This is a genomic window from Chitinophaga sp. RCC_12, from assembly GCF_041360695.1.
Taxonomy (GTDB): Bacteria; Bacteroidota; Bacteroidia; order Chitinophagales; family Chitinophagaceae; genus Chitinophaga.
On record NZ_JBFUPS010000003.1, the window covers coordinates 263,394 to 278,137 of the forward strand.

11 protein-coding genes are annotated in these 14,744 nt (G+C 45.4%); 8 read left to right on the top strand and 3 right to left on the bottom strand.

Annotated elements, in window-relative coordinates; genetic code table 11:
- Window positions 1-33: 33 nt before the first annotated feature.
- Window positions 34-447: an SRPBCC domain-containing protein gene (locus AB6805_RS10845; protein ID WP_370909443.1), complete on the bottom strand. Its 414-nt coding sequence runs from the start codon at window positions 445-447 to the stop codon at window positions 34-36.
- A gap of 466 nt (window positions 448-913) precedes the next feature.
- Entirely contained in the window at window positions 914-1,759 is an 846-nt protein-coding gene (locus AB6805_RS10850; RefSeq protein ID WP_370909444.1) for a bifunctional helix-turn-helix domain-containing protein/methylated-DNA--[protein]-cysteine S-methyltransferase, read from the bottom strand.
- Between the two features lie 122 nt (window positions 1,760-1,881).
- Here AB6805_RS10850 and AB6805_RS10855 point away from each other — a divergent pair, with 122 nt between their 5' ends.
- The 6 genes from AB6805_RS10855 (at window position 1,882) to AB6805_RS10880 (ending at window position 11,951) form a co-directional block, all read left to right on the top strand.
- Window positions 1,882-3,090, top strand: a complete 1,209-nt coding sequence (locus AB6805_RS10855; RefSeq protein ID WP_370909445.1) for an alginate lyase family protein — start codon at window positions 1,882-1,884, stop codon at window positions 3,088-3,090.
- 388 nt (window positions 3,091-3,478) lie between these two features.
- Window positions 3,479-6,622, top strand: a complete 3,144-nt coding sequence (locus tag AB6805_RS10860) for a SusC/RagA family TonB-linked outer membrane protein (RefSeq protein WP_370909446.1) — start codon at window positions 3,479-3,481, stop codon at window positions 6,620-6,622.
- 11 nt (window positions 6,623-6,633) lie between these two features.
- Complete coding sequence (locus AB6805_RS10865) at window positions 6,634-8,097, top strand: RagB/SusD family nutrient uptake outer membrane protein (RefSeq protein ID WP_370909447.1); 1,464 nt, start codon at window positions 6,634-6,636, stop codon at window positions 8,095-8,097.
- Window positions 8,098-8,818: 721 nt separating this feature from the next.
- Entirely contained in the window at window positions 8,819-9,226 is a 408-nt protein-coding gene (locus AB6805_RS10870) for a c-type cytochrome (RefSeq protein WP_370909448.1), read from the top strand.
- Between the two features lie 336 nt (window positions 9,227-9,562).
- Window positions 9,563-10,762 (top strand): DEAD/DEAH box helicase, encoded by a 1,200-nt coding sequence (locus tag AB6805_RS10875; RefSeq protein ID WP_370909449.1) that lies wholly within the window; start codon window positions 9,563-9,565, stop codon window positions 10,760-10,762.
- A gap of 298 nt (window positions 10,763-11,060) precedes the next feature.
- Window positions 11,061-11,951: a DUF1266 domain-containing protein gene (locus tag AB6805_RS10880; protein ID WP_370909450.1), complete on the top strand. Its 891-nt coding sequence runs from the start codon at window positions 11,061-11,063 to the stop codon at window positions 11,949-11,951.
- Window positions 11,952-11,955: 4 nt separating this feature from the next.
- Here AB6805_RS10880 and AB6805_RS10885 read toward each other — a convergent pair whose 3' ends face one another.
- Window positions 11,956-12,852 carry a hypothetical protein gene (locus AB6805_RS10885; RefSeq protein ID WP_370909451.1) on the bottom strand — a complete coding sequence of 299 codons (897 nt, stop codon included), beginning with the start codon at window positions 12,850-12,852 and terminating at the stop codon, window positions 11,956-11,958.
- Window positions 12,853-12,956: 104 nt separating this feature from the next.
- Here AB6805_RS10885 and AB6805_RS10890 point away from each other — a divergent pair, with 104 nt between their 5' ends.
- Together AB6805_RS10890 and AB6805_RS10895 are read left to right on the top strand one after the other, a co-directional pair.
- A complete protein-coding gene (locus tag AB6805_RS10890; protein WP_370909452.1) occupies window positions 12,957-13,694 on the top strand; it encodes a hypothetical protein in 738 nt (245 codons plus the stop codon).
- A 17-nt stretch (window positions 13,695-13,711) separates the two neighbouring features.
- Window positions 13,712-14,077, top strand: a complete 366-nt coding sequence (locus AB6805_RS10895; RefSeq protein WP_370909453.1) for a hypothetical protein — start codon at window positions 13,712-13,714, stop codon at window positions 14,075-14,077.
- Window positions 14,078-14,744: the final 667 nt, after the last annotated feature.

Genomic DNA, 14,744 nt, shown 5'->3' on the forward strand with positions numbered 1-14,744 from the left:
GGTGTATACGGCATGTTGACCAGCCATCACCGGTCACACCGTTTCACTGATTTTATCCAGCACCTTTTTCCAGTAACCGTTCATTTTAAGCCTTTCTTCGCCATCTTTCAACCGTTCATGATGAAAGGCAATGATGGTCTTTTCTTTGGCAGGAATCACTCTTATCTGCACGGTAGACGCATGGTTGCCGGAACCCTGCTGCCATTTCATGCGGATTATCTTACCGGTAGTAACAGACGTTACCTGGATAGTGATGCCGGAGAGGGTGGTATAAGTGTCGTTTTTTTCGAAGGGAATGTCTGCATTACTATCAAGCCACAATCCAAGTATGGGTTGCGTAAACAGCATTTCCCAGGCCTTCGCCGGGGAGATAGCAAAGGTGCGTCGGATACCGGTTTCCCAACCTTGCGAGGTGGTCAGTCCGACAGGTTTCTTTCCGGAACTCATCGTTTTTTATAGAAAGGTAAGAAAACGTACGGATATTGGTATATGTAAAGGATTGATACTAAATATCGATATATTTTTTAGCACGGTCTGTAAACAAACAGGAAATTTATATACGAAAATGCAAAATTATTTTTTATTTTTAAGGTAACCTATTAAGCACTACTGAGCATCTGCGGGAGGATGTGTTTATAGCAACCAAAATCTGAAGAAAAAGTATCACAAACGATAAACTAACTTGATTAACATCTAAACCGGACGCTGATCTTCGTGAGAGAACTAATGCTCATGCCCTGAAGGCATGTTTGACGACGTTTATACAATGGTGATATTTTGACTTTTCTGATAAACTTTTTTTTCCTCGTCTAACCGGCAGGCACTATTTAGTGCTGGTCCTTTTTTTCATAAGCAAAAACGGGGCTGTCCTACACAAGCGGGCAGCCCTTTGTTTTTTTGGACGCTGCCCGAGTTATATCTCCCATCCATCTGTATTTCCTTTTTTGGCGGCTTCCCAGCCAATGATGGCGCTTTTACGTGTGCTTCCCCAATGGTATTGCCCGGTGTCGCCGGTGGCTTTAATTACACGGTGACAAGGAATCAGGAAGGCCACCGGATTCTGTGCTACCGCTGAGCCTACTGCGCGGGAAGCATTCGGGTTTTGAAGGGTTGTTGCCAGCTGTGAGTAGGTAGTTAAATTACCCATCGGAATTTTTAACAGGGCTTCCCATACTTTCAGTTGAAAGTCCGTTCCCCGCAAATGCAGTTTTATTTCAGACAGCCGGCTCCAGTCCTGCGTAAAAATATACAGGGTGTTTTGCTGAATAAGGTCCACCATCTGGGTAAACTGCGCATGGGGAAACTGCGTGGTCAGCGCTTGCAGGGCGAGTTGCTGATCGTCTGCAAAAGCCATATGGCAGATGCCCTTGGACGTGGATGCCACAATGATATCACCAAACGGACTCTCTGCAAAACTGTAATTAATGCGTAATGCCTTGCCGCCGTTTTTATATTCTCCCGGCGTCATACTTTCTATATTGATAAACAGGTCGTGCAGGCGGCCGGTGCCCGAAAGCCCCGCTTCAAAGGCAGCATCGAACACGGTTACCTTTTCTTCTCTCAATATGGTTTTGGCGTAATCCAGCGTAAGGTATTGCAGGAACTTTTTAGGGGTTACCCCTGCCCACTCCGCAAATACACGCTGAAAATGAAATGGGCTCATATGTACGGCCGCAGCAATTTCCTGTAAGTCGGGCTGCGTTTTGAAATGCTCTTTAATATAGTCTATTGCCGTGGCAACGGTGTTATAATGATTCATAGCTTCAATGTTTTTAAACAAAGGTAGCCTCGTGAATATCGGTAAAAAACCCGGTTATTGCGATTGAAGAAGATTTTTAATAAGAGTTGAAAATTGATTAAATTAGAAAGGAAGTATTAACTATGCTACACCTGACCCGTATCCTCTTTATTTTGCTGATCACCTGTTTACCCGTACATACGGCTGCGCAACAAGCCGGGCCCGGCACATTTTTATTCGACCCGGCCGTGCTCACAGCACAGAAAGCAGCCATCGCAACGCATCAGCCCGGAGCTGAAAAGGCGCTGCATGAATTACTCACGCGCGCTGACAGTGCGCTGCAACACGGTCCGTATGCGGTTACTTTTAAAAGTAAAGTCCCCCCGAGTGGCGACAAACATGATTACATGAGTGTAGGTCCCTACTGGTGGCCGGATTCCACCAAGGCAAACGGACTGCCGTATATCCGTCGCGATGGAGTGACCAATCCGGAACGTTACACGATTAAAGATGATTCCTATTTCAATGCGTTGTGCAACGATGTAAATGTGCTCGGTCTTGCCTGGTTTTATACCGGTAAGGAACAATACGCCACCAAAGCAGTGGCGTTATTACATACCTGGTTCCTCGATCCGGCTACCCGGATGAATCCCAATCTCAACTACGGCCAGGCCATTCCCGGTATCACAGAAGGACGCGGTATTGGCTTAATTGATACACATGCTGTGACTGCATTGATAGATGGAATGCAGTTGCTGAAAAATTCGCCCGCCTTTCCGGCAGCAGAATACAAAAGTATACAGGACTGGTTCCGCCAGTTCCTTACCTGGATGCGTACCAGTAAAATAGGGAAGGAGGAGCTGGCAGCAAAAAATAATCATGGTACCTGGTACGATGTACAGGCAGTAGCCATGGCATTGTTCACCGGACAACAGCCGCTGGCAAAACAATTGCTGCTCACACAAACCCGCCAACGGATAGAACAACAATTGGAAGCCGATGGCCGGCAGCCACTGGAACTGGAGCGCACCCTTTCCTGGAATTATTCTTATTTTAACCTGAAAGCATTTTTTGAACTGGCACTGATGGCGGAAAAGATGGAGGTAGATCTCTGGAATTATGAAAGCCCCGGTAAGAAAAGCCTGCGCAAGGCTTTCCAGTGGATGCTTCCATTCGCAGCCGGTAACGCCGCCTGGCAATACCGGCAAATTAAGCCACTGCAGGCAGATGGCTACCTGGAACTCGCTGCCATCGCAGAAAAAAAATATCCGGATCTCGATCTGACGCCTCTCTGGAAAGCACATCCGAAAGACACCGGTTATGCCTATACGCTAACCGGATGGGGAGAATAAAAATTCCGGTCGGTAATTGAATATATAAGCCGCTGATAGCTAAATGTTAGAGTGTTGGAAAATCGTTTTTGAAGAGATGAACGCAAAGTAATATTTATCACTGCGATGAAAAGTTAAATTTCTTTTTTATTTTTAAGCAACCAGTAAATCTGGCAACAAACCTTATTGTGAGTATTTGTACTGTAGTAGCAACCAAAGTTCTGAATCTAAACCTTAATTATTATAACAAAAATCTTAAAACTCGGGACTGTAGAGTCTTTTAGCTAAGTAATAACCTGGTCTTTGTTAATGCATGCCAATCCGGTTCATGAGCCGGAGCAGGATGTTTATTGCCAAAAATCCCGATACCACCATTGTAATTTTTATCAACAATTAAATCTAAACTGACATGAGGAAACTTCTACTCGTGCTGGCAGGTATGCTATTGATAGCAACCTCGCTGCTGGCACAGCATTCCCGCACTGTGAAAGGAAAGATAACAGACGATACCGGTAATGGATTACCCGGTGTTTCTGTGAGCTTACCCGGAGGCAAAACAGGCACCGTTACCGACGGAAAAGGCGAGTTCTCGCTTGCTGTGCCTGAAAACATCAATTCACTGAAAGTATCTTTTGTAGGATACGAAACAAAAACGCTGCCTGTCACAGGTAATACCACAGGAACCGTTATCCTGTTGCCTGATTCAAAAGCTATTTCTGAAGTGGTGGTAGTAGGATATGGTACACAACGTAAAAAAGATGTAACCGGCAGCATCGTCTCCGTTAAAGGTAGCGCCATCGCTGAATTACCGGTGCAAAGCTTTGAGGCAGGTTTAGGCGGTCGTGCCGCAGGTGTGCAGATCACCGTACCTAACGGAATCGTGAATAACCCGCCGGTGTTCCGGATCCGTGGCTCCAATTCTATTTCCATGAGCGCCTATCCCTTAATTGTTATCGATGGAGTACCTGCATTTTCCGGTGATGTAGGCGCAGGTATTTCCAACTCCCCGCTGAATCCATTATCAAGCATTAATCCTGCTGATATTGCCTCCATAGATATCGCCAAAGATGCTGCTGCTACAGCCATTTACGGTAGCCGCGCTGCCAATGGTGTGGTGTTTGTAACTACTAAAAAAGGAAAGGCCGGCCGCCCGAAAGTAGTCTACGATGGCTGGGTAGGTACTACCAGGCCCACACGCCTGCCCACCGTATTGAATACGGAGCAGTTTCTTGAAATGAAAAATGAGGCGCTGAAAAATGCCGGTAATGCCGATCGCTATGTAGCCAACCTTGATGCCAACGGTAAAGTGATTGATACCAAATGGATGGATGTGGTGTACCGCGACAAAACCATATCACAGAATCACAACGTAAATGTTTCCGGGGGTTCTGAAAGTACCAGCTATTATTTTTCAGCAGGATATACCAAACAACAGGGGATTCTGAAAAAGAATGACTTCGCACGCAAAAGCCTCCTGTTCAGCATTGACCAGCAACTGGGAAAATCATTTTCTATTGGTGCGCGGATGTCCTACTCCAACGAACAAAGCCTGATCTCGGGATCTTCCGGCTCACTGGAAGGAGAAGCCTTTAACTCCGGCGGTCTTGCCCGTCTTGCTTTCCTCACTTCCCCGTTAGTATCCGCCTATAACAATGACGGAAGTTATAATATCAGTGGTTCCGGTATGAGTGGCGGGAAAAACACTTTGCCTATTGGTATCTACAATCCACAGGTACTGCTGGATATGGACCATTCCAATACAGAGGCCAGTCACGTCCAGGGTAATATTTACCTGCAGGTGAAACCTTTTGAGTGGATGACATTAAAAACCCAGTATGGCGCCGATTACATCCTGATGAACAACGATATTTATCTCAATAACATGTCGGGCGATGGCGTTTCTTCTAACGGTGATGTGAACAGTATTTATACACAAAACAAACGTTGGGTATGGACAAATACAGCGCAGCTGGATCGTTCTTTCGGTAAGCATAACCTCAGCCTGCTGGCGGGTTTTGAGCAACAAAGGGATGCACGCGAACGGTATGGTTTGCGTCGCCAGAAACAAATGGATAACTATTTCAACAACAGTGAAGGCGGCTGGCTCACAGACCTGTCGCGTTATTTGCTGCGCAGGGAAAATTACCTGTTGTCTGCTTTCTCCCGTTTAAATTATAATTATAACGAGAAATATTATTTAAGCGCCAATGTAAGACAGGACCAGTATTCCGCTTTTGGTCCCAACTTTAAGAAAGGTACTTTCTATGGTTTTTCCGCAGGATGGGAAATTACGAAAGAAGCTTTCTGGACCAATGCAGGTCTTAATAATGTATTCAGCAGTTTCAAGATCAGGGCCAGTCATGGTAAAGTGGGTAACTTCGCGGGCCTGGGTGACTATGATGCATTATCACTGTATAAGCCTGCTCCTTACGGTGGCAGTTCTTCTATTTATTTTAACCAGGCAGGTAACCCCGATCTGAACTGGGAAACCAGTAAGAAAACAGACATAGGATTTACTTATGGTATCCTGAATAACAGGATCAGTGGTGAGTTCTCTTATTACTACAATGATATTAACGGCTTAATCCTGTTTGTGCCGCAAATGCCATCTGCCGGTATTCCTATTACCAGCATCACGGCTACCATTGCTACCATTCCTACCAACGTAGGCAGCATGTACAACAGAGGAATGGAGTTCAGCGTAAACGCAGTGGCGATTGATAAGCGCGACTTCTCCTGGAACATCGGTTTCAATATTGCACATAACAAAAATGAAGTAACATCCCTGGCCGGCGATATTACTGCCATTCCTTTTGTTACCAGCAGCCTGGAACAAACCAGTATCAACAAAGTAGGCTATCCTGCCAGTATGTTGTATGTGGTACGTACGGATGGTGTGGATCCTGCAACCGGCAGAAGGATCTTTATCAATGCCAACGGCGACAAGGTGTATTTTAATAATGCGGATGCCGTTAAGTATAAGTATGAAGATGGCAAAACAGCTCCTACAGTAGGGGTGAAAGATGCCGTGGCTTATAAAAATACCAATCCGAAAATACTCGGCGGATTGGAGAATACTTTCCGCTATAAAGCTTTTGAGCTGAACGTATTGCTTACCTATCAAACAGGATTTTATGTGTACTATGGCAGTAATGCAGGGTTAAGGGATCAACGCTACTGGAATAACAGTACTGATGTCCTGAACAGGTGGCAGAACCCCGGTGATCAGACAGATATGCCGCGCGTAGTATATGGCGATAACATTTCCAATGGTTCTTCTTTTGCGATTGCCGCCAACGTTTTCAAAGGCGACTTTGTAAAATTAAGTACCGCCGCACTCACTTACCGCCTCCCTGATAATGTTGCAAACGCTATCCGTTTGCAGGGCGCTAAAGTTTATGTGCGGGGACAAAACCTTGCGCTGATTACAAAGTACCCCGGCCCCGATCCGGAAGTTTCTTCCAATGGCAATAATGCTTCCGGTCAGGGTGTTGACCGTAACACGCTGGGTAATGGAAGAACGCTGACAGTGGGTCTTAATGTTAACTTTTAAATTGAAAGAAGATGAAAAAATATGTGTTAAATATATTGGCGGTTACTGTGATGGGTTTGGGTGCTTGTCAGAAAGGATTACTGGACCCGGTACCCTCCACAGATATTCCTGATTTCAGGGCTTTTGAAACCAAAGAACGGATTGCCAGCCAGGCGAATGGCTTATATTCTGCGATGAAGCACGGCAAGTTCCTGGGAGGGAAATATGCCATTGCCAACGAAGTAAGAGGGGAAGATTTTGTGAATGAAAAGGCCAACAACGTAACGCTGAATGCCACCTGGCGAATGGTGCCTACAGGCGAAGCGCAGGAGGTGAAAGAGATCTGGTCGCAGGGTTACATTACCATTAACAACGTGAACGTTTTCCTTACCGGTATGAATGCGGTTGGAAACCAGATAGTAGGAGACTCCATCGCAAAGCTGTACGCCGGGGAAGCCAAGTTTGTGCGGGGCGTAAGCTATTTCTCCTTACTGCAGTTATATGCACGTCCGCATTGGGATGGCGCCGGCAGCAGGCCAGGGCTGATTATTCACACGGAAGGACATGCTAAAATTGGCAGTTATGCGCGCGCCCGCAGTACGGTGAATGAAACCTATGCGCAGATTATCCGCGATCTTGATTCTGCAGAAGCGTTACTGACCAAACCGGCAGCAGGCGCCTTAACCTCCATTACACGCGCCAACGCCTATAGCGCGATCGCTTATAAAACCCGTGTATACCTGTATATGGAGCAATACGATAAAGTAATAGCAGAAGCGGCAAAACTGGTGTCTGCCAGTGCACCGTTTGTGTCGCCTGCAGGGCATGCGCTGGAAGCGGATGTACAGAAGGTATTTGCACCGCCCTATTCTACAAGGGAATCTATATTTTCATTGCCATTTACCGGGTCTACGGATGATTTCCCGGGCACACAAACCCAGCTGGGGTACTATTTTACACCTGCTGCAAAGCCATTCACCGGCAACGGAGAGTACTCCATGCATCCTAATGGCGTGATCGCTGATTCTTCCTGGAAGCCAGCTACCGACGCACGCAGGAGGTTTATTGTACAATCTCTCGGGAAGAATTTCTGGACTAAATTCCCTACGCCAAGCCCCTTCACAGATTATATTCCGGTGATCCGGTATGCAGAAGTGTTACTGAACCTGGCAGAAGCAAGGGCGCGGCAAACCAATTCAGTGGATCCTACAGCAGTAGCATTATTGTCTGCGGTACGGCACCGGTCCGACGCCACCATTACCTATACCGTTGCTGATTTTACCAACGTAACAGCATTACTGGCCGCCATCACCAGGGAAAAACATATTGAACTGCTGGGAGAAGGCTTCAGGAGTATGGAAATTACCCGCCTGGGTATTCCATTCCCTGCCAAAAGCAGCACCGTTCCGGTAATTGCGCCAACCGTTGCACAATATATCTGGCCGATCTCTTCGGACGAACTGATCTACAATAAGCTTTGTGTTGACAATAACTAAGTCCTCATAATTATAAAAAGCCCCCGCATCCATCTGGGTGCGGGGTTTTTTGCACAGTGAAGCGGAGGTTGTCTTGAGCACTGATTACGCTGATTTTACTGATTTCTCTTTTGTGATTTTTTTATGATTTTGGGAAAGGGGAGTCCTGATAGATTTTTTATTTAATAGCCTTCATTTGCTACTGAAAATTGAATTATTTTTGTCTTTTTATAGAATTTCCGGAAAATTCAGTCAATTTAGGATGGTTTTACAATAGTTGAATGCGGCATTCACTTTCCTCATGTATCAGCACGCCATTTTACATATATGGCACTGATGTGTATAACCGCCCTGTACTTTTTCGCCTGTAAGGCCCTGTGGTAAAAGATCTTAGCTTCAAGTCCACGTCACCTCCACATCACCTCCAGGTCATCAGCATACATTAAGCATATACTAAGCATGTACCAGGCATCTATTAAGCAGATGCGAAGCATCTGCTAATCATCAAAACAACCTTCTCCAACCCAAACCCCAATCTCCCCAAATCAAAAAAAAATCACAAAAGAGAAATCAGTAAAATCAGCGTAATCAGTGCCCAAGACAACCTCCGCTCAGATAACCTCCGCTCACCCTCCGCTCCATCCGCACAAAAAAGCGGCCCCACCCACCTACAACCTATTGTTCTTTTTTGTAGATTCCTTCCTAAAGGAAGCATTTAAAGACTTATTTAAACCCAAGATCAATGAAAATCAGGAAAAGCTTTGTAGTGGTGGCGGCATTTATGGCTGCCGGCACCCTATGTTCACTCGCACTGCCCCAGGAGCCGGAGAAGGCTACCAATCTGAAAGTATTGCCAAAAGATATCAGTCACGACGACCTGATCAAAGTAATGCGTGGCTTTAATGCTGCGTTGGGCGTAAAATGTAATTTCTGTCATGAGCCGCGGAAAGATGATGCCAAGAAGCTGGATTTTGCCAGCGACGCTAATCCGCATAAGGGCGTTGCCAGGGATATGATGAAGATGACCAAACGCATCAACAAGAAGTTCTTTAAGGGCAGCGAGGTAATGGCGGTTTCCTGCTACACCTGTCACCACGGGAATGAAGAGCCAAAAACCAAACCCGATGCTGCACCGGAAGCGGCAAAGTAAATTTCTAAAAAGCCGCTTCCCGGCGGCTTTTTTTTATTTAAGCCCTCATAACGGCAATTATGGACTGTTTTGACACTTAAAATACCCCTTTCATATGGTTTTTTTTTAATTTATCAACATCTTCACCAGAAAATCAGTATCTTTGCTTCCGTCTGTTGAGTTAAAAGCATAAAGCACAGAAATATCTATTCTCTCCAGTCCGGAAATCTTTTCTTTACTGCTCTCCTCAATTGTGATAACGCTAAAGATGAAGAAGCGTTATTTTATATTTATTACATCAGATATATCAACATGTTATTTGAGCAATTAGGGCTTATTGAGCCCATTTTAAAAGCAGTGAAAACTGAAGGGTACACTACACCTACTCCTATACAATTACAATCTATTCCCATTGTATTGGAAGGTAAAGACCTCTTAGGCTGCGCGCAAACAGGCACCGGTAAGACGGCTGCGTTTGCTATCCCCATCTTACAGTTATTACATAACAGTACGCCGGAAAAACAAGGTTTTAAACATATCCGTACACTGATCCTCACGCCCACCAGGGAACTGGCGGTGCAGATCGATGAAAGTTTTGCCGCCTATGGCAAACACACCGGTCTGAAACACGATGTGATCTTCGGTGGTGTTCCGCAGCACAGGCAAACCATTGCCCTGCGTAATGGAACAGATATATTGATTGCCACACCGGGTCGTTTACTCGACCTGATGAACCAGGGTTACATTTACCTGAACCACCTGGAAATATTTGTGTTGGATGAAGCCGACCGCATGCTGGACATGGGCTTTATCAACGATATTAAAAAGGTGATCCGGGAACTGCCACAGCAGCGCCAAACGCTCTTCTTTTCGGCTACCATGCCGCCAAGCATCGCGCAACTGGCTAACTCCTTACTTTACAAACCGGAGAAAGTTACCATTACACCGGTATCTTCCACCGCAGAAAGGATTGAACAATCCGTTTATTTTGTGAAGAAGAAAGATAAACAATCCCTGCTGGAAACTATCCTGAAAGACCACCGTATCGAACGCACCATCGTGTTTACCCAAACCAAGCATGGCGCGGACAGGATCGCAAAAAACCTGAAGAAACGTAACATCGATGCAGATGCCCTGCATGGTGATAAATCACAGGCTTCCCGTCAGAATACCCTGAACAACTTTAAAAATGGCCGCCTGCGTGTGCTGGTAGCTACGGATATTGCTGCAAGAGGTATCGATGTGGACTCACTGGAACATGTTATCAACTACGATCTGCCAAATGTTTCTGAAACTTACGTACATCGTATAGGCAGAACCGGTAGAGCGGGTGCGGCAGGATATGCCCTTTCTTTCTGTGATACAGAAGAAAGACCATTCCTCCACAGCATCAATAAACTTATCCGGCAAACCATTCCTTCCGTGTCGCATCCTTTTGAAGAAGCAGCACTGATGGAAGCCAACAGCGCCAACCCGGATATGCCAAAAGCGCTTCCAAGAAGACCCAAACCGCAAAACAGGAGAGGGAAACTGGATAAACGCGACAAAACTTTTTAATATTAGAAGATCGTCATAGTGATGGGGATGTTGTACCGCAACATCCCTTTTTATTTGTGGTACCGCATCAAAAGCACTACCGGTAACGGGTAAACGTGTATTTGCCTTTATTCCCCGGCCCCGGGCAATCCCCTTTTAAATCGCTGCCCTAACTATTATTGATATTGCTTTTGCTTTATCATACGCTCGTATCAGAACATTCTCTATCTTTGTGCTGTATACCTAGAAAAACTTTAACCTGGTTTTAAGCGTAAATACCAGGAGTTAGCTATTTTAACCGAACCCTTAACCAATCCTGATGAATCAGCAGCACTATATGGAGCAGCAACTGCGCAATATGGGACTCAGCGAAGAAGAAATTGCCATGTATAAGCAGCAGTTACGGCAAAGTACCAGCCCCGCAAACGATTGGCCTGCCCTGTTAAAGGATAACGTCAAACAGTTTAACCAATTATTTTCCGGTGATGATGCAGATGTAACTGACAGAGATGAACATCCGCTGGCCATATTACTGAATCCCCACAGTCAGCTGGATACCCCACAGCAATGGGCAATAGCCTGCGGCGCTGATATCGCCTTTGTAAACCGCCAATACCTGAACGATCTCACTACAGGCGCCAATGAACAGGCATCCCGCGAACATTTGTCGGAGTGGTGGGATATCAGCAATCCCGGTGAACTACAGGAAACGCTGGCCTGGCTGCAGGAAAGCGGTCACCGGATAGAATACGATATCATCTGGCAGGCGATCAATGCCGTATCCATCAAAGAGAGTAAAGCTTTTCTAAGGGAACATATTGCCACCAACGAGCTGGAAGAGGCGGTGGTAATGGAGCGGTTCCGCAACACCCGTAAAGCGCTGGAACTGTTCAGGGAAAGGAAACTGGTAACTGAAAACCTGCAGCCGGATATGCTGATCTGGGATTTTGGCCGCATTATTAACCTGAGCCGGTCGGGCTATGCGGCCGGTTATATCAGCTCCGGGGAGGCGCAGGAATATATCCAGGCCTGTGTGCCCCTGCTTAAAAGGACCTATACTTCCTGGAAACATCTCTCCGTTTCCTACCAGTTTGCACGTTGCGTGTGGAATGGCGTGGAAATGGGCAGCTTCGAAATCCTGCATAATAATATGGAATACCTGTTGGTAACGCCGGAAAGCCCCTGGGTACGGTTACCTTTCAACAGCTAGTTATTTAATGCTGCATGATCCTGTTCTGCTCACTGTCTTTCAGGTGTACCAGGATATGCTTTGGCAGCAACGGGCTGTCGAAGGCCAGGTCTACAGACGTTCGCTGGAAGTCCTTCACTTTAGCCACCCGGTGAAAGATCTCATACAGCGCTATGGGTTCTTCATTAAAGCTCACACAGGTGCTTACAAAGTTTAATTCGTTGATGGCATACCCGGATCTTTTAATATTGTCTTCCATATCTTTCAGCCGGCCTATGAAATGACGTTGACGGATAAACGTAGTACTGTTCATGATAATGAAAATGTAGTTGGCATAAGAGGTTATTTTGCCGTAATACATATGGTTGTCCCTGCCGGTGCGCTCCACCAGGTATTCATCGCCCGACTTATAGATCTCCAGGGAAGACCTCCAGATGCGTTCCGCCGCTTTCTTACCCGACTTAAACGGAAGGTTCCGGTTATAGCAATACCAGTAACCTACCAGGTGGTCCAGTAGTTTATGATTCACTTCCGACAGGGGGATACCGATCTTCAGTTCATGAAAAGGGTATACTTCTGCCGAATTGTTGATGAAATCAATGTAGCTGGTAAAGCCCAGTGCTACGGCCATTACATTCAGCTTGGAGAAATTAGGGCTGCTCAGCGCTGCAATACCCGCACTGTTTTTGGCTGCTTTCAGTTTCCGGATCACCAGGTGTTCATAGAAATAATTGTCGCCAAAGAGGGAAGGGGGTGTGGCTAATTTCCTGAAGCGCTGTTGTTTCTCAATAACGGTATTGAACTCATGCACCACATGGCTCCATTCTGTTTTTGAAACATCTTCCCAGCTTACCTTTTTCAGGTACTGATAAGCAATGTAATTCATTAATCTTTCCAGGTTAAGCAGTTCTTCCTTACTCATAATAAGACGATTATAATACGAAAATAGGTCGATGTAAGATACGCACAAGACTTTAGTATTCTGAAATAATTTCATCTTGGTATTAACAAATAAAAAATGAAATTATGATGATGAAAAACAACGAATTTGTAGCCTTGTCACCGGGTAAATTGCTCTGGGAGCAGATCAGTAACTTCCATTTGGATGAACCGGATATAAAGTTCCCCTTTTCGAAGAAGCTGGCCCGGGAACAGCGCTGGAGTGAAGACTTTACGCGGCAGGCCATACAGGAGTACAAGCGCTTTATTTATCTCTGCTGTATTTCTCCAACGGGCGCTTCCCCTTCTGAAATTGTAGATAAAGTATGGCACCAGCATTTACTTTACACGCAGAATTACTGGGAGACATTTTGTGAGAAAACGCTGGGTAAAAAGATCCACCATCACCCTTCCGGCGGGGGGAAGGCAGAACAGCAAAAACACGCCGCCTGGCAGGAAGATACGCTGCAGTTATACCGGCAATGCTTTGGAGAAGATCCACCGGAAGCCATCTGGTCAAACAAATCCCACTCTCTTTCCTTCTCCCTGATAAAGCGGCTTAACTTGTTTCCCCGTCGCTGGATAACACCCCTTCTCTTCTTTTCTTTCTTCTTCTTTACCGGTTGTTCGTCCGATAGCGCTCCTTTCTTTGGATTTACAATGGTACTGCTGTTTATGGGGCTTCTTATTGCGAAAAGCGGCAATAAAAAGAAGGAAGCCGGGAGTGAAAATGATGCCGGCGGCAGTAGCTGTAGTAGTGGCAGCAGCTGTGGAAGTAGCTGTGGCAGCAGTTGCGGAGGTGGATGTGGTGGTTGCGGTTCCTGATCTTTAAAAATGATAACATGAAAAATGAAACAACTCCACGGCCCCTTTTTCTTTCCATCCTGGTCCTCTGTGCCTTCTCGTTACCCTTCCTGTATGTTTACCACGTTACCTCGCAGTGGAATCCCTTTGCCATTAAAGGGAAAATATTCCTGGTTTTCTATGGCCTGTTTATTACCATTGGTTACCTCGCGTTATTGTTCCGGAAATATGCCGGTTTTTTCCCTTTTGCAAGAGGCATGGTGATCGCCTTACTGGTTGCCGGGGTGGCCCGGTTGTGCCAGGGACTGTATAACGGAAAGCCGGTAGGCTACCTGATCCTGCTGATGATGTGTTTGCTGATTTTGTGGCGGTGGGTACAGTGGTTGTATAATAAAAAGAGATAGACTGATGCCTATCTCTTTTAGAGCTGTAAGGGGGAAATCATAGTGTTTCCATAGAATAGAATAGTATTAGCAGGTAGATGTTCATACCCTCAGCTAAAATCTTTTTTTGGAGTTCACACAGGACAAAATTCGCTAGGTTTTCTGACCAGATTGGTGTAATATTATTAATAAATTAAATGTCAATCTATTTAAGTGACAATGGTAACAACAATGGATGAAAGTATCTTTCGTGCAGTTTATGCACATTTCATCCTTGTTTTTGTAGAATTTTTAACGGCAAAGAGCTTAAGCCAGCGAACATATTCAGGCTTGCATATCAAAAGTCAGCATTAAATAGCAGCCTGTTAAACTTATTAGACGTATTGACCTATAAACGCGATGAAAATGCGGTTGTATCCAACATCGTGTACTGTAGCTGCTGTCGGAAGGCATTCATAATGTGTAAGTTATAGACTAAAAAGGCTATTTGTATACCATTTTAGATTTATATGATAAAAGAAAATTCAGATTGGTAAAGTATTTTTATTTTACTTGCTGCTGCTTACTGTAAATTTTTTATATTCAGGGATACAATGCTAGCTTTTTTCAGAAGTAAAACCAATGGAGAGCCGCCTGACATCAGCCGGAAATTCATGGAATGGTTTTCATTTTTTTTGTCTGATAAGTA